Source organism: Dyadobacter psychrophilus (assembly GCF_900167945.1).
Taxonomy (GTDB): Bacteria; Bacteroidota; Bacteroidia; order Cytophagales; family Spirosomataceae; genus Dyadobacter; species Dyadobacter psychrophilus.
In genome coordinates this window covers 55,813-82,398 of record NZ_FUZA01000007.1, presented here as the reverse complement: position 1 = coordinate 82,398, position 26,586 = coordinate 55,813, and the positions used below count along the sequence as shown (strand labels likewise).

25 protein-coding genes are annotated in these 26,586 nt (G+C 44.5%); 15 read left to right on the top strand and 10 right to left on the bottom strand.

Annotated features, from left to right (window positions below; translation table 11 throughout):
• The first annotated feature begins 1 nt into the window (after position 1).
• The 3 genes from B5X68_RS22130 to B5X68_RS22120 all read left to right on the top strand — a co-directional run bounded on the left by B5X68_RS22130 (position 2) and on the right by B5X68_RS22120 (position 2,083).
• Complete coding sequence (locus tag B5X68_RS22130; RefSeq protein WP_082216960.1) at positions 2 to 1,087, top strand: Gfo/Idh/MocA family protein; 1,086 nt, start codon at positions 2 to 4, stop codon at positions 1,085 to 1,087.
• Positions 1,088 to 1,151: 64 nt separating this feature from the next.
• The gene (locus B5X68_RS22125) at positions 1,152 to 1,667 is read left to right on the top strand and encodes an acyl-CoA thioesterase (protein WP_082216959.1); all 516 of its coding nucleotides are present in this window, start codon (positions 1,152 to 1,154) and stop codon (positions 1,665 to 1,667) included.
• A 2-nt stretch (positions 1,668 to 1,669) separates the two neighbouring features.
• Entirely contained in the window at positions 1,670 to 2,083 is a 414-nt protein-coding gene (locus B5X68_RS22120) for a DUF2141 domain-containing protein (RefSeq protein WP_170916708.1), read from the top strand.
• On the opposite strand, the gene B5X68_RS22115 is transcribed toward B5X68_RS22120, so the two are convergent.
• Complete coding sequence (locus B5X68_RS22115; protein ID WP_082216957.1) at positions 2,080 to 3,636, bottom strand: helicase HerA-like domain-containing protein; 1,557 nt, start codon at positions 3,634 to 3,636, stop codon at positions 2,080 to 2,082. The two genes, B5X68_RS22120 and B5X68_RS22115, sit on opposite strands and share 4 nt — an antisense overlap.
• 218 nt (positions 3,637 to 3,854) lie before the next feature.
• Here B5X68_RS22115 and B5X68_RS22110 point away from each other — a divergent pair, with 218 nt between their 5' ends.
• The 4 genes from B5X68_RS22110 to B5X68_RS22095 all read left to right on the top strand — a co-directional run bounded on the left by B5X68_RS22110 (position 3,855) and on the right by B5X68_RS22095 (position 8,438).
• The gene (locus tag B5X68_RS22110; protein WP_082216956.1) at positions 3,855 to 4,895 is read left to right on the top strand and encodes an alpha-E domain-containing protein; all 1,041 of its coding nucleotides are present in this window, start codon (positions 3,855 to 3,857) and stop codon (positions 4,893 to 4,895) included.
• A 33-nt stretch (positions 4,896 to 4,928) separates the two neighbouring features.
• Positions 4,929 to 5,777, top strand: coding sequence for a transglutaminase family protein (locus B5X68_RS22105; RefSeq protein WP_082216955.1), 849 nt, complete (start codon positions 4,929 to 4,931; stop codon positions 5,775 to 5,777).
• Between the two features lie 103 nt (positions 5,778 to 5,880).
• Positions 5,881 to 7,293: a phosphoglucosamine mutase gene (gene glmM / locus B5X68_RS22100; protein ID WP_082216954.1), complete on the top strand. Its 1,413-nt coding sequence runs from the start codon at positions 5,881 to 5,883 to the stop codon at positions 7,291 to 7,293.
• Positions 7,290 to 8,438 carry a cysteine desulfurase family protein gene (locus B5X68_RS22095; RefSeq protein ID WP_082216953.1) on the top strand — a complete coding sequence of 383 codons (1,149 nt, stop codon included), beginning with the start codon at positions 7,290 to 7,292 and terminating at the stop codon, positions 8,436 to 8,438. The genes glmM and B5X68_RS22095 overlap by 4 nt, the downstream gene beginning before the upstream one ends.
• Before the next feature lie 15 nt (positions 8,439 to 8,453).
• Here B5X68_RS22095 and hemH read toward each other — a convergent pair whose 3' ends face one another.
• The 6 genes from hemH to B5X68_RS22065 form a co-directional block, all read right to left on the bottom strand.
• Positions 8,454 to 9,524 (bottom strand): ferrochelatase, encoded by a 1,071-nt coding sequence (gene hemH, locus B5X68_RS22090; RefSeq protein ID WP_082217185.1) that lies wholly within the window; start codon positions 9,522 to 9,524, stop codon positions 8,454 to 8,456.
• 13 nt (positions 9,525 to 9,537) lie between these two features.
• Positions 9,538 to 10,485, bottom strand: a complete 948-nt coding sequence (locus B5X68_RS22085) for an N-acetylornithine carbamoyltransferase (protein WP_082216952.1) — start codon at positions 10,483 to 10,485, stop codon at positions 9,538 to 9,540.
• Between the two features lie 35 nt (positions 10,486 to 10,520).
• A complete protein-coding gene (locus tag B5X68_RS22080) occupies positions 10,521 to 11,654 on the bottom strand; it encodes an aspartate aminotransferase family protein (protein WP_082216951.1) in 1,134 nt (377 codons plus the stop codon).
• A 39-nt stretch (positions 11,655 to 11,693) separates the two neighbouring features.
• On the bottom strand, positions 11,694 to 12,677 hold the full coding sequence (argC, locus tag B5X68_RS22075) for an N-acetyl-gamma-glutamyl-phosphate reductase (RefSeq protein WP_082216950.1): 984 nt from the start codon (positions 12,675 to 12,677) through the stop codon (positions 11,694 to 11,696).
• A gap of 3 nt (positions 12,678 to 12,680) precedes the next feature.
• Positions 12,681 to 13,883 carry an argininosuccinate synthase gene (locus tag B5X68_RS22070; RefSeq protein WP_082216949.1) on the bottom strand — a complete coding sequence of 401 codons (1,203 nt, stop codon included), beginning with the start codon at positions 13,881 to 13,883 and terminating at the stop codon, positions 12,681 to 12,683.
• Positions 13,884 to 14,018: 135 nt separating this feature from the next.
• Positions 14,019 to 14,747, bottom strand: coding sequence for a GNAT family N-acetyltransferase (locus B5X68_RS22065; RefSeq protein ID WP_082216948.1), 729 nt, complete (start codon positions 14,745 to 14,747; stop codon positions 14,019 to 14,021).
• Between the two features lie 362 nt (positions 14,748 to 15,109).
• Here B5X68_RS22065 and aat point away from each other — a divergent pair, with 362 nt between their 5' ends.
• The 5 genes from aat (at position 15,110) to B5X68_RS22040 (ending at position 20,056) form a co-directional block, all read left to right on the top strand.
• The gene (aat, locus tag B5X68_RS22060) at positions 15,110 to 15,721 is read left to right on the top strand and encodes a leucyl/phenylalanyl-tRNA--protein transferase (RefSeq protein ID WP_082217184.1); all 612 of its coding nucleotides are present in this window, start codon (positions 15,110 to 15,112) and stop codon (positions 15,719 to 15,721) included.
• Between the two features lie 115 nt (positions 15,722 to 15,836).
• Complete coding sequence (gene proB, locus B5X68_RS22055) at positions 15,837 to 16,868, top strand: glutamate 5-kinase (protein WP_082217183.1); 1,032 nt, start codon at positions 15,837 to 15,839, stop codon at positions 16,866 to 16,868.
• Positions 16,868 to 18,118 (top strand): glutamate-5-semialdehyde dehydrogenase, encoded by a 1,251-nt coding sequence (locus B5X68_RS22050; RefSeq protein ID WP_082216947.1) that lies wholly within the window; start codon positions 16,868 to 16,870, stop codon positions 18,116 to 18,118. The genes proB and B5X68_RS22050 overlap by 1 nt, the downstream gene beginning before the upstream one ends.
• Positions 18,112 to 19,194, top strand: coding sequence for a M20 family metallo-hydrolase (locus B5X68_RS22045; RefSeq protein ID WP_082216946.1), 1,083 nt, complete (start codon positions 18,112 to 18,114; stop codon positions 19,192 to 19,194). The genes B5X68_RS22050 and B5X68_RS22045 overlap by 7 nt, the downstream gene beginning before the upstream one ends.
• 34 nt (positions 19,195 to 19,228) lie before the next feature.
• Positions 19,229 to 20,056: an enoyl-CoA hydratase/isomerase family protein gene (locus B5X68_RS22040; RefSeq protein ID WP_082216945.1), complete on the top strand. Its 828-nt coding sequence runs from the start codon at positions 19,229 to 19,231 to the stop codon at positions 20,054 to 20,056.
• A gap of 24 nt (positions 20,057 to 20,080) precedes the next feature.
• Here B5X68_RS22040 and B5X68_RS22035 read toward each other — a convergent pair whose 3' ends face one another.
• The 3 genes from B5X68_RS22035 to B5X68_RS22025 all read right to left on the bottom strand — a co-directional run bounded on the left by B5X68_RS22035 (position 20,081) and on the right by B5X68_RS22025 (position 23,079).
• On the bottom strand, positions 20,081 to 21,643 hold the full coding sequence (locus B5X68_RS22035) for an Rne/Rng family ribonuclease (RefSeq protein WP_170916707.1): 1,563 nt from the start codon (positions 21,641 to 21,643) through the stop codon (positions 20,081 to 20,083).
• Positions 21,644 to 21,900: 257 nt separating this feature from the next.
• Positions 21,901 to 22,743 carry a tetratricopeptide repeat protein gene (locus tag B5X68_RS22030; protein WP_082216943.1) on the bottom strand — a complete coding sequence of 281 codons (843 nt, stop codon included), beginning with the start codon at positions 22,741 to 22,743 and terminating at the stop codon, positions 21,901 to 21,903.
• A gap of 30 nt (positions 22,744 to 22,773) precedes the next feature.
• Positions 22,774 to 23,079: an HU family DNA-binding protein gene (locus tag B5X68_RS22025; protein ID WP_015813879.1), complete on the bottom strand. Its 306-nt coding sequence runs from the start codon at positions 23,077 to 23,079 to the stop codon at positions 22,774 to 22,776.
• A 159-nt stretch (positions 23,080 to 23,238) separates the two neighbouring features.
• Here B5X68_RS22025 and mutY point away from each other — a divergent pair, with 159 nt between their 5' ends.
• The 3 genes from mutY to B5X68_RS22010 all read left to right on the top strand — a co-directional run bounded on the left by mutY (position 23,239) and on the right by B5X68_RS22010 (position 26,534).
• Positions 23,239 to 24,318: an A/G-specific adenine glycosylase gene (gene mutY / locus B5X68_RS22020; protein WP_082216942.1), complete on the top strand. Its 1,080-nt coding sequence runs from the start codon at positions 23,239 to 23,241 to the stop codon at positions 24,316 to 24,318.
• A gap of 105 nt (positions 24,319 to 24,423) precedes the next feature.
• Positions 24,424 to 25,281: a phytanoyl-CoA dioxygenase family protein gene (locus B5X68_RS22015; RefSeq protein ID WP_082216941.1), complete on the top strand. Its 858-nt coding sequence runs from the start codon at positions 24,424 to 24,426 to the stop codon at positions 25,279 to 25,281.
• Positions 25,282 to 25,328: 47 nt separating this feature from the next.
• Positions 25,329 to 26,534: a Gfo/Idh/MocA family protein gene (locus tag B5X68_RS22010; RefSeq protein ID WP_082216940.1), complete on the top strand. Its 1,206-nt coding sequence runs from the start codon at positions 25,329 to 25,331 to the stop codon at positions 26,532 to 26,534.
• Positions 26,535 to 26,586 lie beyond the last annotated feature (52 nt).

The following is a 26,586-nucleotide window of genomic DNA, read 5'->3' as shown; positions in this document are numbered from 1 at the left end:
CATGAAAACACTGCTGCTCTGTTTACTTGCATTTTTAAGCATTCAATCTATGGCACAAGCACCTGTAAAAGTGGCAGTCGCCGGACTAAGCCACGGTCATGTCGGCTGGATCTTCAATCGTTCGGATAAGAAGGATATTGAGCTTGTAGGCATTTACGAAACGAACCCGGATTTGGTTAACCTATTCATGACCAAATACAAGCTCGACAAAAAGCTGTTCTTTACGGATTTAAACAAAATGCTGGACGACGTCAAACCGGAAGCGGTGTCGGCTTTTGGGGCAATAAATGAACACATTGCGATTGTTCGTGCCTGCGCGCCGAGAAAAATCCACGTAATGGTGGAAAAGCCACTGGCAACAACATTCGCCGATGCGAAGGAAATTCAAAAGCTGGCGGATCAGAACGGCATTCAGGTTTTGACCAATTATGAAACTTCCTGGTATGCAAGCAATCAGCATGTGCGCGATCTGGTGGAGCAAGGCAAATTGGGCGAGATCAGAAAAGTAATGGTGAATGACGGCCATCAGGGACCGAAGGAAATCGGGGTTAGCAAAGAATTTCTGGCCATTCTCACGGATCCTGTGAAAAACGGAGCAGGTGCGCTGATCGATTTTGGTTGCTATGGCGCCAATCTGATGACGTGGCTCTTGAAAGGTGAACGCCCGCTTTCGGTAACCGCAGTTACGCATCAGAATAAACCCGAGATTTACAAAGAGGTTGATGATGAAGCATCTATTATTTTACAATATCCCAAAGCGCAATGTATCATTCAGGGTTCCTGGAACTGGTCTTTTGCGCGGAAGGACATGGAAGTGTTTGGAAATAAAGGTTATGCGGTTGCCGTGAATGCGACGACTGTAAGGCAGCGCCTTTCTGAAAAAGCGCCTGAGGAAACGATCAAGCTCGATCCTCGTCCAGCACCATTTATGGACCCTTTTTCCGTTTTGGCCGATGTAATTCAGGGCCGGTTAAAGCTGGAAAAGAACGATTTATATGGCTTACCCGTGAATGTTACCGTCGTTGAAATACTGGAAACGGCGAAAGAATCGGCAAAGTCTGGAAAAACCATTTATTTGAAGAAGTAAATCAAACATTAAGCATTTGGAACCACGTTCAGTACGTTTTTCACAGACCACATTGACGGAACTAATGATTCCGTCTTACGCTAATTTCGGCGGGAAAATACACGGAGGCATCTTATTATCGCTCATCGACAAAGTCGCCTATGCTTGTGCAGCGCGGCATGCGGGCACTTATTGCGTGACGGTTTCAGTTGATGGCGTGGATTTTTTAGAACCTGTTGAAGTTGGTGACCTGGTTTCGCTGCATGCGTCGGTCAATTATGTAGGCAGGACGTCGCTTGTGATCGGGATCCGGGTGATTGCGGAGAACGTTAAAAACGGAACGCAACGGCATACGAACACTTCCTACGTAACCATGGTGGCGAAAGGCGATGACGACAAGCCGACCGTCGTGCCGGAGCTATTGCTTGAAAACGAAGACGATGCGCGCAGATTTCTGGAAGCGATCAAGCGGCGGGAACTGAAGGAAAATTATAAGGACGCGTTTGATAATGCGAAAACACGTTTGGATGTGCAGGATAACTTGCACAAGTTGTCGAAGCAACGTTGCGTGATTGGTTGGGAAACAGAAAAATCAGAATGATTATGCTTGTATGGTTTGTGAGTTGCTTGTTAGGCTGGTTTGCAGAGCCGGCGATGACATTGGACATTGAGTTTACCAATGTAAAAAAAGGCCAGGGCAAGCTTTGGATTGCTATTTACAAGCCCGAGGAGAAATTCGCAGGGAAAGAAAAACCTAAGATCTATAAGATTGTGGACGTGAAAGCGGCTGGTTCTCACAACGTTACATTTGAATTAGATCCCGGTCGTTATGCACTCGCCGTTTATCACGACATTAATAGCAATGGAGTGCTGGACAAAAACTTCGTCGGCATTCCCAAAGAACCTTACGGTTTCAGCAAGAACTTCCGTCCCAAATTTTCTGCCCCGGAATTCAAAGATTGTGAATTTGTGCTAAAAGATCCGGGACAGAAAATCAGTGTGAAGCTAACCGACTAAAAGCCAAACAGGCCACCGCTCTTTTTACGGGTGCTTGTTGTTTTTTTACCAAACAACATTCCAAAAACGCCCCTGACCACTTCCCTGCCGATCTGTTTGGCCAGTGGCGAGTTGAGCGCATCGGTGAACATTCCTTTTTCTTCTTTTTCCTTTTTTACTTCCGCAACTTCCTCCTGCGCTTTTGCTTCCACCTGTGCCTGCGCTTCCATGCGTTTGGTAAGCATTTCATAAGCACTTTCAGGATCAATCGGATCTTTATATTTCAGGTAAACGTCTGACTGTCTGACGTGATTGTCGTAATCGGCTTGTACCATAGGGCCCATTACTGAGTTAGGCGGGAGCAAATGTGTGGCTGCCACTTCCGTCGGGATACCTTTTTCATTCAAAACCGTGATCAATGCCTGCCCGATCCCTAATGTGGTCAGGATCTGGTCAATCGCATAGAATTCAGATCTAGGATAAGTTTTAACGGTTTGTTTTAACGCGTCAGCATCTTGTGGCGTAAATGCGCGTAAAACGTGCTGAACGCGGTTTCCGAGCTGCGACAAAACCGACACCGGAACGTCCTGGGCCATTTGTGTACAAAAGAAAATTCCCACGCCTTTGGAACGGATGAGGCGGACAACCTGCTCAATCTGGTCCAGAAATGCTTTTGGAGCATCTTTAAACAGCAAATGTGCTTCGTCCAGGAAGAAAACCAGCTTAGGTTTATCGAGGTCACCGGCTTCGGGCAGTTTGGTGTAAAGTTCGGCCAGCAGGCTCAGCATAAATGTTGAAAACAATGCAGGCTTGTCCTGTACATCCGAAATGTTGAGCAAACTGATCACACCTTGTCCGTCCACGCGATTGATCAGATCGGTTATATCAAAAGATTTTTCACCAAAAATCGTCCCTACTCCCTGTTGTTCGAGGGCGACGATTTTACGCAGTATCGTACCGGCTGTGGAAGTGGAAATGCTGCCGTAATCTGCTTTTATTTCTGCTGCTCCCGGGCCTTCGGAAAGGAAATTAAGTACTTTTTTCAGGTCATTCAGATCCACCATCGGCAGCTCTTTATCATCGGCATATTTGAATAGGATAGCCAAAACTCCCGATTGCGTATCATTTAGCTCAAATATTTTGGAAAGCAATATCGGCCCGAATTCAAGGATCGTGGCGCGCATTTGAGCGCCTTTGTTGCCGCTTAATGAGTAAAGTTCAACGGGGTAACCCTTCGGCTCGAACACCGTCCCTAATGCTTGCGACCTTTCCTGCAACGCAGCATTGGTTTGTCCCGGTTGCGCAATGCCTGATAAGTCGCCTTTTATATCCGACATGAAAACCGGCACACCTGCGGCAGAAAGTTGTTCGGCCAGCACCTGCAATGTCCGTGTTTTTCCCGATCCTGTTGCGCCAGCTACCAATCCATGCCTGTTCATCATGCGCAAAGGCAGATTTACCCGGGCTTCGCCGATGATCTCTCCATCGAGAATGGCTGAGCCCAAATGAATGACAGGTTTATCAGTACGATATGATTTTTGGATGGCTGCAACAAATTGTTCTTTTTTTGACACAGGAATAAAGGTTATGTTTATGAAATGTTAATTTACAAAAATTAACCGTTTGGGGAAGTTTTCACGGAATTAGCATTCATTTTCACATAATACTAATCTTTCGAGAACTTATATTACTTTTCGTAGGTTCTTGTATTTGCAAAATTTTATTAGGTATTTTGGTAATATCGCTTAACAAATATTCTGATTAAACAATTTAGAGACAACACTTTCAATTTATGCTTAGCCGAGTTGCCAATTCAATTTACTGGATGAATCGTTACATGGAACGGGTAGAAAACTACGCCCGCTTTGTGGGAGTTAATTTTAATCTGGCATTGGATCTGCCGCCCGACGTGGATGAGCAATGGGAACCGCTTCTGATTGCGACTGCGGATCATTATCTGTTTTATAAATATTACGAAAAGCCTACCAAAGAGGACGTTATACATTTCCTGACTTTTGATAAAAGAAATCCTAACTCCATTATAAGCTGCCTTTATGAGGCGCGCGAAAATGCGCGGACGATCCGGGAAACGATATCGAAAGAAATGTGGGAGAGTATCAATACTTTTTACTTGTCCATAAAGAGTACGAATCCGGATCATTTCCGTAACATGGACCATATGCAGTCCTATTTTACAGATATCCGTAAAAGTTGCCAGCTTTTTCACGGCGTTGTGGATTCGTCCATTACCCGCAATGAAGCCTGGCATTTCGGTCGCCTGGGCCGGCATATCGAGCGTGCGGACAAATGTTCGCGATTTCTGGATGTGAAGTATTTTACATTGTTACAAGACTCGGGAACCTCTGGCTCAACGCTTGATCTGATGTTATGGACAGCAGTTTTGAAGTCCGTAAGCGCCTATAATATGTACAGGCAAACGCACCGTGCGTTGACGCCTATGAACATTGTCGCCTTTCTTATTCTGGACAAGCTATTTCCGAGATCCATCGCTTATTGCGTAAGGCAGGCGGAGCTTTCATTATATGCGATTGCAGGCTCGATTCCGGAGCGCGGGCACACCAATCCAGCCGAACGTGCGCTGAGTAAAATCCGCACTGAACTGGAATTTACAGATGTTGAGGACGTTTTTAAAATGGGCCTTCACGAATATCTGGACAAGTTTCAGACTAAAAACAACGAGGTCGACAATGCGATTTTCGACATGTATTTCGGCCTGGAAACCGGCCAGTCGCAGACTCAGTCACAAGGACACGCTCAAAGTCAATCGCAAAGCCAATCATCCGGGCATTTCAAAACTCAATGGATGAACTAAAACAATAAAATCAGTAACATTGCAGGCGCCTTCATGAATTTACAAGTCCGGCACTCTCTGGAATATCAATATAATTTTCCGGTAGTTCTGGAAATGCACACATTGTATTTATACCCAAGATCCTATCCGCACCAGCGATTGCTGGAATACAGTCTTTACATTGATCCACAGCCATCTAAAATTGTAAAAAATATAGATGTTGAAGGCAATGTCCAGCATTTGATCTATTTCTATAACCAACCTTACAGCAGGCTTTATGTGGAAGCTACCATTACTGTAAGTTCGGAGCCGGTGAATGTTTTTGACTTCGTATTCTATCCATTTGAAACCAGCAAAATCCCGTTCCTATATGACAACCGGATTTATAAATACCTGATCCCGTACCTGGACAAGGCCGACGCTACGCAACAGGTTGAGCAATTTGCCCGGAACCTTGCCGCGCATGTCAACTATGCCACCATTCCTTTCCTGGTAGAAATGGCCCAATATATCAGTCAAAACTTTGCATATCAGCACCGTGAGTATGGAAATGCGTTTCCGCCTGATGATACATTGCGGGATAGAAGTGGTTCTTGCCGGGAATTTGCTCGGCTGTTTATCGGCGCTTGCCGGAGCCTGGGAATTGCGGCGAGATTCGTGAGTGGATATTTATATGGAAACCCCCAGCAAGCACATGAACTGCATGCGTGGGCCGAAGTTTTTTTACCCGGTGCAGGCTGGCGGGGTTTTGATCCCACCGAAGGTAAGGCGGTGATTAATAACCACATTAGCATGGGAACCTCGGCAGACTATGATCAGCTTGCTCCTGTGATGGGTTCGTTTTTAGGATATACAAGCTCGCTGCTTACTACCCAAGTAGACATTGAGTTACTACAAGGCTAGTAGTATCGATAAGTCAAATCTTGCTTTTGTTTCAAGAAAAATCGGATAGTAGAGAGGGAAATTTAGTATTTTTGCAACCAAACAAAAAGAGGAATTCTAGATCGTGACGTTAATTAAATCTATCTCAGGAATCAGAGGTATCGTGGGTGGAAAATCGGGTGAGGCGCTGACTCCGATTGATGTTGTTAAGTTTGCAGCGGCATACGGAACATGGCTGAGGCGTACTAATCCACAAAATTTAAAGGTTGTTATTGGCAGGGACGCACGCTTATCCGGTGAAATGGTGAGCCGCCTTGTTGCCGGGACATTGCAGGGAGTTGGACTTCATGTAACGGATCTCGGCCTTTCCACCACGCCTACTGTCGAGATTGCCGTTACGGCCGAGAAGGCGGCGGGAGGGATCATTTTAACAGCCAGCCACAACCCGATTCAATGGAATGCGCTTAAACTGCTGAACCACGACGGAGAATTTATTTCAGAAGAAGAAGGTGCGGAAGTTTTGAGAATTGCGGACGAGGAAGATTTTGTTTTTGTTGACGTTAAAAAACTGGGAAGCTACGTTGCGGATGATTCATATTTACAAAAGCATATAGATCAGGTGCTTGCATTGCCATTAGTTGACGTGCAGGCCATTACGAATGCGAATTTCAGGATTGTGGTTGATGCCGTTAATTCTACCGGTGGAATCGTTGTTCCGATGCTGCTTGAAGCATTAGGCGTTCCTGCTAAAAACATTAAGAAGCTAAATTGTGACCCTACGGGCAATTTCGCCCATAATCCAGAGCCGCTTCCCGAACATTTGCGTGAGATCAGCAAAGAATTAAATGACGGTTCTTTTAATCTCGGCATTGTGGTTGATCCAGATGTAGACCGTCTTGCGCTGATGTGTGAAGACGGAACACCGTTTGGTGAAGAATATACACTGGTTGCTGTTGCTGATTATGTGCTCAAAAACACGCCCGGCAACACAGTTTCCAATTTATCGTCAACGGCTGCATTGCGCGATGTGACAATTAAGGCAGGCGGGAAGTATTTTGCGTCCGCAGTAGGCGAGGTGAATGTGGTGAATATGATGAAAGAGAACCACGCGATTATCGGTGGTGAGGGAAATGGCGGCGTCATTTATCCTGAAAGCCATTACGGAAGAGATGCATTGGTGGGAATTGCATTGTTTCTGACACACCTGGCAAAGTTTGGTAAAACAGCTTCTGTTCTACGTCGCTCGTATCCAGGTTATTATATTTCAAAAAATAAGATTGAGCTGACGCCTGATATCAATGTGGACAACATTCTCAGCCGCATTCAAACCCGCTATTCCAAGCAGCCTCTGAATACAATTGACGGTGTCAGGATCGAGTTTGACAGGGAATGGGTGCATTTGCGCAAATCCAACACCGAGCCGATTATCCGGATCTATTCCGAATCAGAAACGCAGACAACAGCGATTAATCTGGCCAATAAGATCATTTCCGACATTAAGGAGATCATTTCGGAGCCGAAAAATAGTCAAAAATGAAAGCCTATTTGGACAACGCTGCCACTACGCGCCTTGATCCGGTAGTGTTAGAAGTAATGTTGCCGCTCATGACAGAGCAATTTGGTAACCCATCTTCCATACATTCCTTTGGCCGGGCAGTCAGGTCATCAATCGAAAGAGCCAGAAAAAGCATAGCGGGCATTTTAAATGCAGCTCCTGCTGAAATATTCTTTACATCAGGCGGTACGGAAGCCGATAACACTGCGATCCGTTCCAGCATTGAAACATTAGGCCTTAAACACGCCATTACGTCCCGGATCGAACATCATGCTGTTTTGCACACGCTCGAACATCTTCAAAGATCGGGACAGATCCAATTGAGTTTTGTTAATCTCAATGAAAAAGGCGAGGTTGATTTACAGCATTTGGAAACATTGCTTCAAACCAATTCACGCTCACTGGTTTCGTTAATGCATGGCAATAATGAAATTGGCAATTTGCTGGATCTGGAAGCTGTGGGTGATATTTGTGAGAAGTATGAAGCCGTTTTTCATAGCGATACGGTGCAAACAATGGGTCACTACAAGCACGATCTGCAAAAGCTGAAAACCAATTTTATAGTCGGCGCAGCTCATAAATTCAATGGTCCGAAAGGCGTAGGTTTTCTTTATATCAGACCCGGACTAAAAATTGCTCCATTCGTACATGGAGGCGCGCAAGAGCGCAACATGCGCGGCGGAACAGAAAATATTTACGGCATAGTAGGCTTAGCCAAAGCATTGGAAATCGCTTACCGCGATATGGACCTTCACCGCAAACACATTGAAGGCCTGAAACTGCGGATGATTGACAAGTTGACCAACAGCATTGAGGGCATCACTTTCAACGGAAATTCTGCGGATCTTGACAAAAGTCTTTATACAGTCCTGAATGTGAGCTTGCCGCCTTCCGAAATCAGCGATATGTTGCTGTTTAACCTCGATATCGCTGGCATAGCGGTCTCCGGAGGAAGTGCCTGCGCCAGTGGAACGGAAATCGGCTCGCACGTGCTGAATGAGCTTAAAATCGATGAGAACCGTGCTAATGTTCGTTTTTCGTTTGGAAAATATAATACGGAAGAGGAAATAGATTACGCGGCCCACACGCTGGCGGAATTATATAAAAAGGAAAGTGTGATCCTATAAAGCAAAAAGCGGTTGTTAAACCGCTTTTTTTATGATGTCTTCCAAAGTTTCTATCCAGATATCACTGTCGTTAAGGCTCTCAACCAGCTGCCAGTGAACACCGCCTTCTTTCTCAAAGATCTCTTTGTATTCCTCACCTACTTCAATGGTTGTTTCCAAACAGTCGGCAACGAATGCGGGCGAAAATGCGAGGACACTTTTAACACCTTTTTTTGTTAGTTCCGGAATCACTTCATCAGTGTAAGGCTTTATCCAGGGATTCTTGCCTAATCTCGATTGGAAGCAAGTAGTGTATGTGCCTTCCGCGAGGCCTAATCCTTTTACCAGCAACCGCGTTGTTTCGAAACATTGCGCACGGTAACAATGCTGGTTTTTAGCATCGAGCTTATCGCAGCAGGAACCAAACTGACAAAAATTTCCGGTCACATCGCCTTTGGTGATCTGTCTTTCAGGAAGTCCGTGGTAACTGAAAACGACATGATCATAATGTTGTTGCGCCATGTACTTTTTGCCCAAATTCACAAAGCCTTCGATGAATTTTGGATGATCCAGGAAGCGGTTAATGAACTTGATTTCCGGCAAAACTTCCCAATCCTGCACCACACGCATTACTTCTTTATATACAGAACCCGTTGAAGCGGAGGCATATTGAGGGAAAAACGGAACGACAATGATTTCTGAAAGTGTTTGTTTTCTTAATTCTTTCAAACCATTCTCAATACTAGGGCTTTGATAACGCATGGCGAGCTCCACCACAAAATCGTTACCCAAAACACGCTGCAATTTTTCTTTTACAGAATATCCGTAAATCTTCAAAGGCGAGCCATCCGGTCTCCATAACTGCTTGTAAATTTTCGCCGATTTTGGAGCCCTGAATGGTGCAATGATCAGGTTAATCAGCATCCAGCGGTTCAGATAGGGGATATCGATCACCCTTTCGTCCATCAGGAACTGACGAAGATATTTGCGCACGTCAGGAACCGAAGGACTGTCAGGCGTTCCCAGATTAACGATCAGGACGCCCGTTTTACGAATGGAATTTGCGTTTGTTGAGATGCTTGGCTGAGCCAATGTTTCAGTATTCATTCTTTCAATCATTTCAAATATGTAGCAAAACCTCGCGCAATGCCGCCTGAGCCGACCATTCGCGATTTGCTGCTTGTTCAATCACCAATGATCTTGGTCCATCCAAAACCTCGTCCGCCACTTTCATGTTGCGGCGTAACGGCAGGCAATGCATGAATTTACCATTATCTGTGAGGGACATTTTCGCTTCTGTAATCATCCAGGAAGGATCGCTTGTCAAAACTTGTCCATAATGTTCATAAGAAGACCAGTTTTTGCCATAAACAAAATCCGCACCTTCCAGTGCCTTATCCTGATCGTAAATCACCTGACCTTTTCCAACAAATTCTGGCGCGAGATTATAGCCTTCAGGGTGCGTAATGACCAATTCCACATCCATCGGATTCATCCATTCGCAGAATGAATTAGCAACTGCCTGAGGCAATGCTTTGAAATGCGGAAGCCAGGTTAAAACGACCTTAGGGCGCTGTTTTATCTTAAATTCTTCGATGGTAATGCAATCCGCAAGCGATTGCAGGGGATGTCGGGTTGCAGATTCCAGGTTAATGATCGGAACCTCCGCGTATTTTTTGAATTGCTGAAAAACAATCTCTGCATAATCCTTGTCCCGATCCTGCAAACCTGCGAATGACCGGATTCCAATGATATCGCAATAACTGCCGATTACGGCCGCCGCTTCCTTTACATGCTCCGCTTTGTCACCGTTCATGATCACGCCTTCTTCCATTTCCAAACCCCAGCCATCCTGGCCCACATTCATCGTAATCACGTTAAGTCCAAGGTTTTGCGCAGCTTTTTGCGTACTGATCCTTGTTCTCAAACTTGAATTGAAAAAAAGCAGCCCTATGGTTTTATTTTTACCTAATTCAATGTCAGCAAATGGGTTGCGTTTTGATGCGATCCCGCTTGTAATCAGCTGATTCAGGTCGGTTACGTCGTTTATGGAAAGAAAGTGTTTCATTCAGTTTCGGTAATTTCTGCGGCGTTTAGGTTAAATTAAATGGCAACGGATGTCTCTTTTTTCAATGCTTCCAGGAATTGGTCAGCTTCCTCCTTGCCCAAAGCGAGCGAAGGCAACAAACGAATGGTGTTAGCGCCAGCCACTCCTGTGAACATTTTATAATCAAATAAAAGTTTGTTCCGAAGGTCCTTAACAGGGAAATCATATTCAATGCCGATCATCAACCCACGGCCTCTGAGCTCCTTGTATCCGCCAATTTCTTCGATTCCTTTGAATAGATAATCGCCGATCTCCGCTGCGTTTTGCAGAAGATTTTCATCCTTCATGATATCCAGGACCGCGACGCCCGCCGCACAAGCCAGATGATTTCCACCAAATGTTGTGCCTAGCAAGCCATAGCTCGCTTTAAATTTTGGCGAGATCAGGATTCCGCCGATCGGGAAGCCGTTGCCCATTCCTTTGGCCATGGAAATAATATCCGGATCAATGCCGCTAAACTGGTGAGAGAAGAATTTACCAGTGCGTCCATAACCACATTGTACACTGTCCAAAATAAGCACGGCGCCAGTTTCGTCACATTTGCGTCTCAATGTTTGCAGGAATTCATCCGAGCTCACATTAATCCCACCAACGCCCTGAATTCCTTCCACGATTACCGCGCAAACTTCATCCGTAATGCCGTTTTCAGCAGCCTGCACATCATTAAACGGCAGGAATGTTACATGTTCCTTATAGTTAACAGGCGCAACAATGGAAGCATTATCAGTAGCCGCCACCGCACCAGCCGTGCGACCATGAAATGATTTGGTAAATGAAATGACTTTTTTGCGGCCATTATGAAACGAAGCCAGTTTCAAAGCATTCTCATTTGCCTCAGCGCCCGAGTTGCATAAGAATAGCTTATAATCCGGATAGCCAGAAAGCGTTCCCAGTTTTTCGGCCAGTTCTTCCTGCAAGGAGATTTTAACCGAATTGGAATAAAAACTGATCGCATTCAGCTGCTTGGTGAGCATATCCACATAATATGGATGGCAATGCCCGACGGAAATAACCGCATGCCCGCCATAAAGGTCCAGATATTTGGTCCCATGCTGGTCCCACAAATAACTTCCCTGAGCCTTTACCGGTTCTATATCGTATATGGGGTAAACATCAAATAAGTGTGACATCTATTATATTTTTTATGTCTTCAAATGGGTGTTAACAAATCAAAACGCTGGCGCTTTCAATCTCAATCCGGCGTCTTCCGGCAAACCAAAAAGCAAGTTCATATTTTGAACTGCCTGGCCGGAGGCACCTTTTGTTAGGTTATCTATGATGCTTGTTATCAGCAGTTGGCCGTCGTGAACTTCCAGGTTGATAAAGCATTTGTTGGTATTTACGACTTGCTTCAGATCAATTGGCGCGTCGCTTACGTGTGTAAATGGGTGTGAAGCGTAGAAGCTTTTGTAAATACTTTTTGCTTCTTCCAATGTTCCTTCGAATGCTGTATAGACATTGGCCATGATGCCGCGTGTGTAATCGCCGCGGTAAGGGACAAAATTGATCGCCTTGTCAAAACCAGCCTGCAATTTACCCAAACTCATTTTTATCTCAGTCAAATGCTGATGTGTGAAGGCTTTGTAAATGGAGATGTTGTTGCTTCTCCAGCTGAAATGCGTCGTCGCGCTCAATGCCTGACCCGCGCCTGTGCTGCCTGTAACGGCGCTTACGTGAATGTCATCTTTAATTAATCCAGCCTGCGCCAATGGCAAAATCGCAAGCTCAATGCTTGTGGCGAAACAGCCGGGATTGGCAATTCTAGTCGCTGTCTTGATTGTGTCCCGTTGCAACTCAGGCAATCCGTAAACAAAGCCGTTTGACTCGTTACGAAAATCAGTGCTCAGATCGATGATCTTTACACGCTCAGGAACTTTATACTCATTCAAAAATTTCTGAGATTCGCCATGGCCAGAGCAAAGGAAAATAGCATTTAAATTCTCCTGATCCACGAGCGTCTGAATTTCTTCCCCTGAAAAGGTTAGATCCGTATCACCAAGCAAATCCGTATGCGTCGCGTAAACCGGTTTTCCAGCCTGACTTTTACTGTGCGCAAAGGCAATAGCTGCATTCGGATGATTGAGCAAAATTCTGATCAATTCGCCCCCTGTGTAGCCTGCTGCCCCTATTATTCCAATATTAATGTTATCCATTATTTAGTTATTCGCTGACTCGCTAACTTTCTGATAAATCATCACCTGGTTAGAAGCCACTTTTGAAAATCCTCTTACGTCGTCGCCGGTCCAGGCATTGTTCATTTCTCCGTAGCTGCCGAATTTGGAAGACATCAGGTCAAATGGTGATTCGATTCCTTCCACGTGGAAGCGGTAAGGAGCCAGATAAACATGCACTTTTCCAGTTACATGCGCCTGTGTATCAGTGAGGAATGTTTCAATGTTGCGCATAACTGGCTCCACAAACTGACCTTTATGAAGCAAGCTGCCATACCAGTTCGAAAGTTGTTCTTTCCAATAAAGCTGTTGTTCGCTCAACACATGTTTTTCCAATGTATGGTGCGCCTTAATAATAATCAGCGGAGCCGCAGCTTCGAAGCCGACACGACCTTTGATACCAATAATTGTATCACCAACATGGATATCACGGCCAATTCCGAACGGCTGTGCAATGGCGGCTAGTTTTTGAATCGCCTCAACTGAATTCTCAAATCTTTCGCCGGCAACACCTTTCAATTCGCCCTTTTCAAATTCAAGCGTAATGCTTTCCGGTTCGGTTTTGGAAACCTGCGTTGGCCAGGCAGATTCCGGAAGATACTGCTCGGAGGTTAACGTCTCTTTACCCCCAACCGATGTGCCCCAAAGGCCTTTGTTAATGCTATATGCAGCCTTAGCCCATTCGCGGCCAACACCTTTCTTTGTCAAATATTCAATTTCTGCCTCACGTGAAAGTTTCAGGTCACGGATCGGTGTAATGATCTCAGCCTCAGGAATGATAATGCGAAAAGCCATATCAAAACGAACCTGATCATTTCCGGCGCCTGTGCTGCCATGCGCGATCGCATTTGCTCCGATCTCCTTCGCATATTCAGCAACAGCCACAGCCTGGAAAACACGCTCAGCGCTCACAGAAAGCGGATAAGTATTGTTTTTGAGAATATTACCGAAGATCAGATACTTGATACAATCATTATAGTAATCGCTTGTTTTCGTGATCGTAGCATGCTGTTTCACACCCAAAGCATATGCATTGGCCTCAATCGTTTTTAGTTCTTCATCGGAAAAACCGCCTGTATCAACCAAAACCGAATGGACTTCATAACCTTTGTCTTCGGCTAAATATTTTACACAAAAAGAGGTATCTAATCCCCCGCTAAACGCTAAAACTACTTTGGGCTGTGACATTATATTAAATCTGATTCTGACTAAATGCTTAAATTGGAGTACAAAAGTAACAAAAAAATACCTCGCTTCGGGCCAAAAATGGCTGCCGGGCGAGGTATTTAAGAGATATATAAATCTGTAAATAAAGGCTGTACTTTAATGTACGAGCAATGTGCCGGCGTTTTTCTTTTTAGCGCGTTCTTCCCTTCGCAACAAAATGCGTTGCTTAATGCGCATCCAGCGCTCGTACAAGCTCGATTCTTTCAGGAAATCCCAGGAATGTTTTTCAGGCTCAATGCCCGTTGCAACCGCAACTTCTTCCTTTTTCTTATCCTCAGGATTGTACATCATTCCCGTGCAAAGGCAATGCTTTCTGCCCGTCCGTGTCAGCACGTCGTAATTGACACAACTTGCACATCCTTTCCAGAACGCATCATCCGCAGGTAACTCACTGAATGTTACCGGCTCATAACCCAGATCGGAATTGATTTTCATCACAGGCAAACTAGTGGTTATACCAATGATTTTTGCATCCGGATATTTCTGGCGGGATAATTCAAAAGCTTTTTGTTTGATTGCTTTTGCCATTCCGCTGTTACGGAAATCAGGGTGCACAATAAGTCCGGAGTTTGCTACAAACTTTCCATGTTCCCATGTTTCGATGTAACAAAAACCTACCCATACGCCGGATTCTGTGGTGGCAATGATGGCTTTACCTTCCACCATTTTTTCCATTATATATACAGGAGAACGTTTGGCTATACCAGTACCACGCTTTTTGGCGCTCTCTTCCATTTCTGCACAAATAATTTCGGCAAAATGGAGATGATTTTCATTGGCAGTCTGAACTATAAACTTACTGCCTACTACTTCGGTATTTTTCATTGATGGCTTGCTGACAAAAAATGTTCGAAACAATAATTATTACACCCAGAGAAAACGATGGGACGTTTTGAAAATTGGAAAGATTGGTGGGTATAAAAGTTTTACCACGTAGGTAAAAGATAATTATGCGGTCCGGGGGGACCTGAATCGAAAAGGCGTAGTATGAAGAACTGTATGTATGCCGTTGTCGTTCATTGACTTGCTAATGCGTCTAAGAAGCTGCAAATTTTGAAAAAAAAATTGTCACTCCAAAGAAACAGAAGATATATTTTTATGGTTCGTTTTTGAAGAAAAGTTTTTATTACTTACCCGCTTGCGTTTTGGACAAAACCGAGGCTTATAAATCTTAAAATATGGCTTTCATGTCAGCAATTAGTACAGATGACCTTTTGACTGGATATATAAATGGGATTTTCCCGATGGCCGAAGCGGACGGAACAATTTATTGGTATTCGCCAAATCCAAGGGCCGTCATTCCGATTGATACATACAAGCCTTCCAGGTCCCTGCGGCCAGTTTTAAACAAAAAATACTTTGAAATAAGGGTTAACTGGGACTTTGAAGGTGTTATGCGCGGATGCTCTGGGCCCAGGGCATCCGAACAGGGAACGTGGATTTCCGAAGAGATCATTGAGTCCTATACAGCATTGCATGAGCTTGGCTATGCGCATAGCGTGGAAACTTATCGTGAAAGCAAGCTGGTAGGAGGGCTTTATGGCGTTTCGATCAATGGTGTTTTCTTTGGCGAATCTATGTTTTCGGCGGAAAGCAATGCTTCAAAAGTGGCCTTTCATTATCTGATCCAGATCTTGCGTATGAACCGTTTCGTTTTGCTGGACACGCAGTTTATCAATGATAATGTGCTTCGTTATGGTGCCATAGAAATTCCGCGCGATGAATATCTCGACCAGTTGCAACAAGCATTAAAATTGAAACGCAGGTTTAACGGCAAAGTGTTGGAAGACATTCTTTAAGCGTCGCTTTGGCGCATAATAAGGGATTCAAAGGAAATAATTTTCTACTTTTAGGCTCAGATTACAGACTTGGGACTGCCCAGTGGCTTGCGTCCCGTTCAAGCAATATTTCAAAGTGTCAAAACCAATACTCGTAATAAAATTCGGGACCGCCTCTATAACCCTTCCCTCTGGTGAGCCTGACGTCAGGATCATTTCAGAAATAGCGCGGCAGGTCTCCGAAATCCATTCTCAATACAGGATTATCATTGTTTCTTCCGGTGCTGTGGGCGCAGGAAAGGCTTACATTCAGGATTATAAGGGCACGATGACGCAACGAAAAGCGGCTGCTTCCGTCGGAAATCCACTTTTGGTAGGCTTATATGCGACCTATTTTGCGCCCAATAAGATTTACATTGCCCAAAGTCTTTGTGAAAGGCAGCATTTTGCCAACCGCGCCAAGTTTCTTCAGTTAAAGGAAACGTTCGAGGAATTGTGGGAAAATAACATCATTCCCATCGTGAACGAGAACGACGTTGTGAGTGACCGTGAATTAAAATTTTCGGATAATGATGAGTTGGCGACGTTGCTTGCAGTGGGTTTTGGGGCTGAGGCATTAATGTTCTGCACATCAGTTGGTGGCTTGCTGGACGAGCAGGGCAACATTCTGCGGAACGTATCCAATGTGAATGAGGTTTTTAAATTCGTAAGAACGGATAAGTCTTTTCTCGGTTTGGGCGGAATGGCTTCAAAGCTGACATTTGCGAAACTAGCTTCAAGAATGGCGATTAAGGTTGTCATTTTCGGCATGAAGCAAGAAAATGAGTTGCTTGAAGCGTTAGCAGGGAATGCAGGAACCCTTATTAATCCTGGTAAAAGTACACTTTCCGCCAGAAACAGATGGTTAGGAAGCGGCGGCTTAGTTTCAGGAAGTTTACAGATTGATGAAGGTGCGTCCAAAGCCTTATTAAGAAGAAAAAGCTTACTGGCCGTGGGAGTGGTGGAAGTTACCGGCGATTTTGAATCCGGTGAAATTATTGAAATATATTCTCCTTCCGAGGAAATGATCGCGGTGGCACGTGCGAGGGAAACTTCGGCTGCCATCCGCACTAATATGAAGACAGTGAATTTTGAAGTGGCGCATGCCAACGACATCGTACTATTATAATGGAATCGATTTTACCTCTATTAGAACAAACCCAAAAGGCATCGGCATCGGTCAGGAATTTGTCCGGTCAGCAGCGCGCAGACCTTTTGCTCAATCTTGCGGATAAGGTTTTGGCCAATGTTGCCAACATTATCGCCGAGAATAAGAAAGACCTTGATGTAATGGATGACGCCGATCCTAAAAAAGACCGGTTGTTACTCAATGAACAAAGAATACAGGGTCTGGCGCAAAGTCTCCGCGATGTGGCCGCATTGCCCGATCCGAGCGGTCAGGTAATTTTGGAACGCACCATTGAACAGGGTTTGTCATTGCGTAAAATAGCGGTTCCACTGGGTGTGGTGGGCGTTATCTACGAATCCAGGCCGAATGTTACATTGGATGTGGCCTCGCTTTGTCTGCGTTCCGGAAATGCCTGTGTTTTAAAAGGCGGGAAGGAAGCACATTTTTCCAATTTGTTTCTGGTTGGATTGATCCACAAAACACTGGCCGAATTCGACATTAATTCCGAGGCAGTAATGTTGCTGCCGACAGACCGGAAGTTTGTGACTGAATTGCTCACTGCAACCCGATTTGTCGACATTATTATTCCAAGAGGATCTGAAAGCCTGATCAAATTTGTGCGTGAAAACTCATTGGTTCCTACCATTGAAACCGGCGCTGGCGTTTGTCATACTTATGTTGAGCAAACAGGAGATCTTGAAAAAGCAGCGGCTATTGTGGTCAATGCGAAGGTTTCCCGGCCGTCGGTTTGCAATTCTTTGGATACGATTCTGGTGGATAAGGAAGTTGCCGCTGAGCTTTTGCCAAAACTGAAAGCAGATTTTATCAAATGGAATGTTGAAGTTTTTGCGGATGAAACGTCCTATGCAATCTTTGAAAAACATGGCTATCCTATGCTGCAACATGCCGAGGAAGAAGATTTTGGAAGAGAGTTTCTTGATTATAAATGTTCGGTAAAAGTCGTTAACGGGCTGGATGAAGCGTTGGAACACATTCGGGCACATTCTTCAAGACATTCCGAAGCGATTATTTCCAAAGACGAGGTTAAAATAGAGCGGTTTTTGCGAGAAGTGGATGCGGCGGCTGTTTATGCCAACGCTTCGACACGTTTTACCGACGGCGCCGTCTTCGCATTAGGAGCTGAAATTGGCATATCAACACAAAAACTACACGCGCGCGGCCCTTTCGCACTCGAAAAGCTCGTAACCGAAAAATGGATTGTAAAAGGTGACGGACAGGTAAGATGGTAAGCGCATTGGAACATATAGAAATATTAACAAAGGAAGCGATCGCGCTGCTGAAAAGTTTGATCGAGACGCCATCTTTCAGTAAGGAAGAGGCAGAAACGGCACAATTGATTGCCGATTTTTTTGATCAGAAAAATATTCCTTTTCAGCAAAAGAAAAACAATCTGTGGGCCTACAACCGTCATTTCGATAAACGGAAGCCAACATTACTTTTGAATTCTCATCACGATACAGTCAAACCAAACAAATCCTGGACTTTGGATCCGTTTAAGGCCGTTGTTGAGGAGGATAAATTATTTGGATTGGGCAGTAATGATGCAGGTGGTTGCCTGGTTTCGCTGATAGCAACGTTTTGCTATTTTTATGACCGGTCGGATCTGGCCTATAACATAGCCATTGCGGCAACAGCCGAGGAAGAGATTTCAGGAAAAGAAGGCCTGGAAATCGTTGTTCCGGAATTGCCAGAAATAGCATTTGCCATAGTTGGCGAGCCTACGGAAATGCATTTAGCTGTTGCTGAAAAGGGCTTACTGGTTTTGGATTGCACTGCAAAAGGCAAATCCGGACACGCTGCACGCGAGGAAGGAGATAATGCGATTTACAAAGCATTGAAGGACATTAACTGGATTAAGGAATACAAGTTTCCGAAGGTTTCGCCTACATTAGGGCCCATCAAGATGTCGGTGACGATCATCAATGCGGGAACGCAGCACAATGTCGTGCCCGATGCATGCAATTTCACCATTGACGTCCGGGTTACGGATCAATACACTTTGGAAGAAGTGATTGAAGTAATCCAGGCAAACATTGAATCTGAGGTGGCTGCGAGATCCATCCGTTTGCGCCCTTCCAGCATTCCAATGGATCATCCGATTGTTTTGGAAGGCTTAAAGTTGGGAAGAGAAGCATATGGTTCGCCTACGACTTCCGACCAGGCACTGCTGGATTGTCCGTCATTAAAAATGGGGCCGGGACATTCGGGGAGGTCGCATAGTGCGGATGAATTTATCTATCTTCAAGAAATCGAGGCGGGGATCAGGCAGTACATTACAATGTTGGAAGGCGTTGTAAAAGCCTGAAATTCTGCATTTTTAAACGCTAACAGGCGCCTATATGCGGTTTTACACACAAGAGGACGTCCTGGCTTTCGGGTCAGTGAAGTTTTTGTATATCAAAACTTCTTTATCCAATCACATCTTTACAATCACGTTAAGCCGTCCAGAAAAACGTAATGCTTTTACGCCGACTATGGCGGAAGAAATCATTTTCGCGTTAGCCTGTGCACATTATAACAACGATGTGCGTTGCCTCATTATAAATGCAGAAGGCCCTGTTTTCTGCGCGGGAGCCGATCTGAATGCTTTTCACGATGTTTCTGCCAACATTAAAAATCCAACATTGCCGTTGATCCGGGAAGAAGCGAAGCTAGGCGATGCATTTAGCGAGGTTTGCAAACCGATTATTGCACAAGTAGAAGGATCGGTGCTGGCGGGCGGATTCTTGATTATTTGCGGCTGCACATTTGTTTTCAGCGTGAATGACGCACTTTTCGGCTTACCGGAAGTAAAACGTGGAATTTGGCCAATGCAGGTTATGGCTTCTCTTAGCCAGATCATTTCTCCCCGAAAAACATTGGAAATGTGCATTACCGGAAAAAGCTATAATGCGGTAGAAGCGCGCCAACTAGGCTTGGTAACAAACATTACAAACGCTGAAAACATCGCAGAACAAGTCCAGCTTTTGGCGGCCGAAATTTGCCAGAATGCTCCTTATGCGATCCGACAGGGCATGAATGCATTTCAAAATTTAAAGGATATTCCTGTAAATGAGCAGCATAGTTTCCTCAAAGCGCAGTTAGATCAAATTCTTCAATCCGAAGACGCAAAAGAGGGAATGCAGGCCTTCAAAGAAAAAAGAAGCCCGAACTGGAAAGGGAAATGATCGTTAATGCTGGTTTAAATCAGCTTAATTACCCGGGACAATCTCAATTTCCTCTCCGTAACGGTTATGGAATTTAAAATCAACCACACCCAGAGAAGTATCTTTGATGAGCTTAACCCACGTTTTATAATGGAAAAGCCATTTTACTTGCTCGGAAATTAATCCCTTTGTGAAATAAGAATGCAGGAATGGATGAAGCGAAATGGTAATCCCGCGTTCATTTTGCTTGGTGAGAATGTAATCAAGATTATTCGCGATCACATCAGAAACCAAGATACTCGCCTGAATTGTGCCCGTTCCGCCGCAAGTAGGACATGTTTCACGGGTTACAATGTTCATTTCAGGTCTTACACGCTGACGTGTGATTTGCAGCAGACCAAATTTCGAAAGCGGCAGAATAGTGTATTTCGAACGGTCGCCTTTCATTTCGTCGCGCATCGTATCGAAAAGAACGCGTTTGTTTTCCGCTTTCTTCATATCGATAAAATCGACAACGATTATTCCGCCCATGTCGCGCAATCTCAACTGGCGGGCAATTTCCTTGGCTGCTTCAAGGTTGACGCTCAATGCAGTCGCTTCCTGATCTTCTTCCGAATTGGATTTATTGCCACTGTTGACGTCGATAACGTGCAGCGCCTCAGTGTGTTCAATGATCAGGTAACCGCCATTTGGCAAGCTTACCGAGCGTCCGAAAAGCGATTTGATTTGTTTTTCGAGACCGAATTGTTCGAAAAGCTTATTCTTGCCATTGTGCAGTTTGAGAATGTTCTCCTTATCCGGCGCAATGTTATGAATGTAAGCCTTAATGTCGTCGTAAACTTCCTTGGAATCAACCGTAATGCTGTCGAATGACTCATTCAGCATATCACGAATGATGGAGGAAGCGCGGTTCATTTCACCTATGACACGGTCACGCGGCTTGGCGTCTTTCAGCGTTTTGATCCCATTTTCCCACTTGTCAAGGCAGTCTTGCAAATCCTTATTCAACTCATCCACATCCTTCCCAGTTGCAACGGTACGAATAATCACACCGAAGTTGGCAGGCTTGATAGACGACATCAGACGTTGCAGACGATTTCTCTCCTGCTTGTCGGTGATCTTTTTGGAAAGGTTTACAGAATTGGAAAAAGGGACCAGCACAATGTAACGGCCGGCAATCGAAATGTCGCACGAAAGTCTAGGACCTTTTGTAGAAATAGGCTCCTTAACGATCTGAACGAGAATGGGTTGATTTTTAGAAAGGACTTTATCAATCTTGCCAAGCTTCTCAATCTCAGGCTCCATCTTGAAATTACTCAATTTGCCTGCATTGTTCCGCTTGGATATTACATCCTTTGTCAGTTTGTTGAGAGAGTTGATATTAGGCCCAAGATCGAGATAATGCAGAAACGCATCTTTTTCAAAACCGACATCAACAAACGCGGCATTAAGCCCCGCTACCAGCTTCCTGACCGTACCGAGGTAAATATCCCCAACGGTAAAGCTTTGATCCGGTGTTTCGACGTGATATTCTAAAAGACGTTTATCCTGCAAAAGGGCTATACGTTCTCCCTTTTGAGTAGAATTGATTAGTAATTCGTTACTCAATGTTCAACCAACTGAATGGCTATATAATGTTGATACTTAACCTCCGCTTTCAGATTGAAAGAGGTAATACATAAGAGGGGAAGAAGGCATGACCGGACTTTTATTAAAATCCGGTCATGGTATATTATTTCTTCTTATGTCTGTTTTTTCTAAGTCTTTTCTTTCTCTTGTGAGTGGAGATCTTATGTCTTTTTCTCTTTTTTCCGCAAGGCATGTTTATGTCGTTTAAAATAAAAATTGATTGTCTTTTCTGCTTATCAATTGTTCAGACGGCCTTCCAATTCGCCAATCGCTTGCTGGATCACAGGATCTTTCTCCTCCTTTTTAACTTCGGAAAGGACCTTACGGGCCTCTTCCTTGTTTCCCAGTTCCACGAGCGTCAATCCAAGGTAGAATTTCGCTTTTGTATTGGCCGGATTATTGGTCAAAATCTGTCTGAACCTGTCGGCAGCTTTTGAATATTGGTTAGATCTCATGGATAGGATCCCCAAATTGAACAATGCCAATTCGTTGGTAGGATCGGTGTCAATCACTTCGCGCAACATTAAAATTCCCTGCATCGGGTTTTCAGTGTTCACGTAAGTCATTGCCATATTAGCTTTTGCAGCTAACAGGCCAGGATTCTGGTCAAGTGCTTTCTGATAATATTCGCGGGTTTTTGCCCCAAGATTTTTTGCTTTCTGATCGTCAATGGCAAAACCATAAGCCTCGTAATAACGATCGCCGGTCCTGACAAGATTCTCAATACTTGGAGACAAAAGGGCTGCTTTTTCAGCATAAAATGCTGCGCTATCGAATTTTTGCAATTGCGCAAACTTATCTGACAACTTCAAGCCCGCGGTTGTTTTGTCTTTGTCGCCCGCTTGTTCATAGCCGCTTCTCAACTGATCTACAATTTTTTGCTGATCAGGCGAAATGGTGGCTTTGTCATGCGATTGAACAGAAGAGTCAGGAGCAGCCGCCGTAGCAGCTGCCTGGGACTGGCTTCTCTCGTTGCCTACTTCTTTTCCCTTTGTATTTACAACCACTTTGGGAAGGCTGAAGAGCGTTCCTACAAGAGCAACTGCAAGCACACAAGAAAGGAGAATAGACTTTTTCATACTTTTATAACCCAAACCTTTTCAGGTAAATTACTTTTCAGCGACAGCCTTAAGTTTGTCACTTTCTTTTACCTGCTCAACAAAAACTTTTGCAGGCTTGAAGCTTGGTACAAAGTGCTCGTCAATGATCATTGAAGTTCCCTTCGAAATATTACGGGCAACTTTACGCGCACGTTTTTTATTGATGAAACTACCAAAACCTCTTACATAAAGGTTCTCACCATCAGAAAGTGAGTCCTTTACCACGGTGAAAAACGATTCCAGCGTTTGCTGAACATCGCCCTTGTCTACACCTGTTTTCTCAGAAATCTGTGCGATTACGTCTGCCTTAGTCACTTTGATTGTTTACTTTAAGTGGATATTATTTCATTTATTTACTTACTCCTCTAAATTTTGGGAACACAAAGGTACGCTAATTTTACCAAGATTTAAAAGGAAGGCGTTTTCATTTTTTTTCTAATTGGTTAAATAACAGCGTACATAAGTGCAAACATTATGATATCAGACCATTTACAGGTAATTGATTTTAATAAAAAACTTAAATCCTGGTATCTCAAAAACCATCGTCCTTTACTCTGGAGACAAACGACAGACCCCTATAAAATATGGTTGTCGGAAATCATTTTACAGCAAACCAGGGTCGCGCAGGGAACGCCTTACTACGAGAAATTCCTGGAAAATTATCCTACCGTTTTTGACCTTGCGGATGCCGACGAACGCGATGTATTACGCCTTTGGCAGGGCTTGGGTTACTATTCCAGGGCGCGGAATATGCATTTCACGGCCCGGCAGATCGTCAGCGAATTTGGTGGAAAATTTCCTGAAACTGCAGTAACCCTCTCAAAATTAAAAGGTTTGGGTCATTATACGGCGGCGGCCATCGCTTCTTTTGCGTTTAATGAGCCGGTTGCGGCCATTGATGGGAACGTTTACCGGGTCATGTCGCGCATTTTCGGGATTAGGTCGGATATGCTTAGCAATGAGGGGAAAAAGGAATTTGCTAAGGTGGCAAAAGCGCTGATCTCGCAGGAAGATCCGGCGACATATAACCAGGCAATGATCGAGTTTGGAGCGATCCAATGTGTGCCTGTTTCGCCTAATTGTACAATTTGTCCCTTCAATGACATTTGTTATGCCTATGCATATAATGTTCAGAACGAGCTCCCGGTGAAGGCAAAAAAGCTGAAAGTGAAGAACCGGTTCCTGAATTATTTTATCATTGAGCAAGGCGGAAAACTGGCCATGCAGGAGCGTAACACAAAGGATATCTGGAAAGGACTTTATGACTTTTTTCTGGTGGAATCAACTGCGCGGGTCGAGTCGCCGGAAGATTTGACTGATAATGATACGCTGCTGGCGTTGCAGAGGAAGGGGAATATCCGGCAGATTCCAAAATTGTACATTCATTTATTAACGCACCAAAAACTGCATGTTCAATTCTGGTGGGTGACTATCCCGGAAAATGAGCATCTGGATCTGCCCGGAAATATTTATTTTTTCTCCAAAAACGAGGTAGAAACGCTCCCAAAGCCGATTTTGATAGATACACTCTTGAAAGAAGAAAAATATTTGTGACCGTTTCAAAATGATTGCGTCTAAATGTTTTTAAACTTGATCAGGCATAAGGAATTGTATTTTAAGTAATATATTTTTGTACTAAACACGTAAAACGGAAAGGTTATGACAAGTTTTAGTTTAAATACAAATCAGATCAAGACATTTGATGAGGACGGTTACCTGGTTGTGAAAGGGCTGTTTTCAAAAGAAGAAACGGATAAGTTGTATCGCACGGCGGTTGAGAACTCGGTAATGCAGAAAAACGCAATGGACTTGAACGATCAGTCCGGGAAGAAGACAAAGCTTTCGCTGTGGTTTACGCCAGGGGACGATGTTTTTGGTTATCTGATCAGAAGTGAGAGAATGGTCAATTCTGTCTGGCAATTGCTTGCCCAGGAAAGCCCTGTCTGTCATTTTCATACAAAGTTAATGCAGAAAGAGCCGAAAGTAGGCGGTGCCTGGGAGTGGCATCAGGACTATGGTTATTGGTATAAAAATCAGTTCATATTTCCTGACCAGTTAATGAGCGTAATGATCGCTCTGACGGCTGCTAACAAGGAAAATGGGTGTTTACAAGTCATTAAAGGCTCACACAAAATGGGTCGGGTTAACCACGGTTTTGCTGGTGAGCAGGTGGGTGCGGATATGGAGATGGTGAACCACGCGCTGAAAACAATGGAACTGGTCTATTGTGAGATCGAACCGGGGGATGCATTGTTTTTCCATAGTAACCTGATGCACAGGTCGGAGGCCAATTTATCGGATCATCCGAGGTGGTCGCTGATCTCATGTTATAACTCCCAATCCAACATTGCCTACGCCGAAACTTCCACATCGTGGCGCGTTCCGGTTTCGGTCGTCCCCGATAGAGCGCTTTTGGAATGGGACGCTTCATCATTCGGTGATGCCGACTTTTTGAAAAAAGAAAACGACCCGGCATTAAAAACGACCGGCTGGGAAAGCGAAGTGAAGACAACCTGAATTGACATATTAAACGACTATCCTAAAACTTAAACGATCATATTTGTATGCAGAAAATTGCGATGTTGGGTTCCGGTTTTATCGGGCGTTTTTACGCCGAATCCATTCATGGGCAGCGGGGCCGGGATAAGGTTGTTGCAATTTATGCGCGACGTGAAGAAAGTGCCCGGAAGTTTGCAAACGACTATGGTTGCGACTTCTGGTCGTCGAATATGGAAGAAGTTATAGCGCATCCGGATGTGAATATGGTGTGCATTGCGCTGCCCAATAACATTCACGAAGAAGCTGTTATGCTTTGCGCAAAGCATAAAAAAGCAGTTGTTTCTACCAAACCACTGGGCCGGAACGGGGCGGAAGCACTACGGATGATGAAGGCCGCGGAGGAGGCCGGGATTTTTGCGGGTTATCTGGAAGATCTGTGTTATACGCCTAAATTTCTGAAATCGCTGGAAAGTATCAAAAATGGATCACTAGGAAGGATAATCTGGGCAAAATCACGCGAGGCACATCCCGGCCCGCACAGTGAATGGTTCTGGGACATTGAGCAGGCTGGCGGAGGTTGCATTCTGGATCTGGGCTGCCACTGTATTGAAATATCACGCAATTTTATTGGCAAAGACATTAAGCCTGTTGAAGTGATGTGCTGGGCGGATACACAAGTGAAACCCATTGACGCTGAGGATCATGCGATCGCGTTGGTGAAATATGAAAATGGCGCGATCGGACAGTTTGAAGTGAGCTGGACATTCCGCGGAGGCATGGATTTGCGCGACGAAGTGATGGGGACCGAAGGCACGATCTGGATTAATAACTTTCTGAGAACCGGTTTCGAAATGTTCACAACCGGCCAGAATGCCGAAGGAAAAGGAGAAGATTATGTAGCAGAAAAGGCCGAAAGCAACACAGGCTGGCTATTTCCGGTGGGCGATGAGGTTAATGATCTGGGTTATAACCATATGTTCACCGATATGTTTAATGCCGTTGAAAATGGAACTGAGGCCGCAGAAACTTTCTATGATGGCTATGTGGTGAATGCAGTGATTGATGCGGCTTATAAGTCTGCGAAAACCAAGCTCTGGGAAAAAGTAGATCTTCCGGTTTGGCGTGGACAAGAAGGTGTGACAAAGCCATCGAACTATACGTCTTATAATGAAGAATATTTTCTGATCAAGCAGGAAATGACGCATGACGGTCGGAATAAATTAATTCTCAAACATAAAATTACCGGCAAAATCAGCGAACAGGATGTTTAAAAGTGCTTTTACATCTGTATATTTAAATTCAAGTCGAAAAATCATCCACAAT

What these genes read in the sequence shown, in the direction of transcription:
- B5X68_RS22070 (WP_082216949.1), bottom strand. Translation starts at nt 13,883, where the DNA reads ATGTCACAGCCCAAAGTAGTTTTAGCGTTTAGCGGGGGATTAGATACC.
- B5X68_RS22125 (WP_082216959.1), top strand. Translation starts at nt 1,152, where the DNA reads ATGATTCCGTCTTACGCTAATTTCGGCGGGAAAATACACGGAGGCATC.
- B5X68_RS22030 (WP_082216943.1), bottom strand. Translation starts at nt 22,743, where the DNA reads ATGAAAAAGTCTATTCTCCTTTCTTGTGTGCTTGCAGTTGCTCTTGTA.
- B5X68_RS22010 (WP_082216940.1), top strand. Translation starts at nt 25,329, where the DNA reads ATGCAGAAAATTGCGATGTTGGGTTCCGGTTTTATCGGGCGTTTTTAC.
- B5X68_RS22040 (WP_082216945.1), top strand. Translation starts at nt 19,229, where the DNA reads ATGCGGTTTTACACACAAGAGGACGTCCTGGCTTTCGGGTCAGTGAAG.
- B5X68_RS22110 (WP_082216956.1), top strand. Translation starts at nt 3,855, where the DNA reads ATGCTTAGCCGAGTTGCCAATTCAATTTACTGGATGAATCGTTACATG.
- B5X68_RS22015 (WP_082216941.1), top strand. Translation starts at nt 24,424, where the DNA reads ATGACAAGTTTTAGTTTAAATACAAATCAGATCAAGACATTTGATGAG.
- B5X68_RS22105 (WP_082216955.1), top strand. Translation starts at nt 4,929, where the DNA reads ATGAATTTACAAGTCCGGCACTCTCTGGAATATCAATATAATTTTCCG.
- B5X68_RS22130 (WP_082216960.1), top strand. Translation starts at nt 2, where the DNA reads ATGAAAACACTGCTGCTCTGTTTACTTGCATTTTTAAGCATTCAATCT.
- argC (WP_082216950.1), bottom strand. Translation starts at nt 12,677, where the DNA reads ATGGATAACATTAATATTGGAATAATAGGGGCAGCAGGCTACACAGGG.
- B5X68_RS22080 (WP_082216951.1), bottom strand. Translation starts at nt 11,654, where the DNA reads ATGTCACACTTATTTGATGTTTACCCCATATACGATATAGAACCGGTA.
- hemH (WP_082217185.1), bottom strand. Translation starts at nt 9,524, where the DNA reads ATGAATACTGAAACATTGGCTCAGCCAAGCATCTCAACAAACGCAAAT.
- aat (WP_082217184.1), top strand. Translation starts at nt 15,110, where the DNA reads ATGTCAGCAATTAGTACAGATGACCTTTTGACTGGATATATAAATGGG.
- B5X68_RS22120 (WP_170916708.1), top strand. Translation starts at nt 1,670, where the DNA reads ATGCTTGTATGGTTTGTGAGTTGCTTGTTAGGCTGGTTTGCAGAGCCG.
- B5X68_RS22045 (WP_082216946.1), top strand. Translation starts at nt 18,112, where the DNA reads ATGGTAAGCGCATTGGAACATATAGAAATATTAACAAAGGAAGCGATC.
- B5X68_RS22065 (WP_082216948.1), bottom strand. Translation starts at nt 14,747, where the DNA reads ATGAAAAATACCGAAGTAGTAGGCAGTAAGTTTATAGTTCAGACTGCC.
- B5X68_RS22085 (WP_082216952.1), bottom strand. Translation starts at nt 10,485, where the DNA reads ATGAAACACTTTCTTTCCATAAACGACGTAACCGACCTGAATCAGCTG.
- B5X68_RS22095 (WP_082216953.1), top strand. Translation starts at nt 7,290, where the DNA reads ATGAAAGCCTATTTGGACAACGCTGCCACTACGCGCCTTGATCCGGTA.
- mutY (WP_082216942.1), top strand. Translation starts at nt 23,239, where the DNA reads ATGATATCAGACCATTTACAGGTAATTGATTTTAATAAAAAACTTAAA.
- B5X68_RS22050 (WP_082216947.1), top strand. Translation starts at nt 16,868, where the DNA reads ATGGAATCGATTTTACCTCTATTAGAACAAACCCAAAAGGCATCGGCA.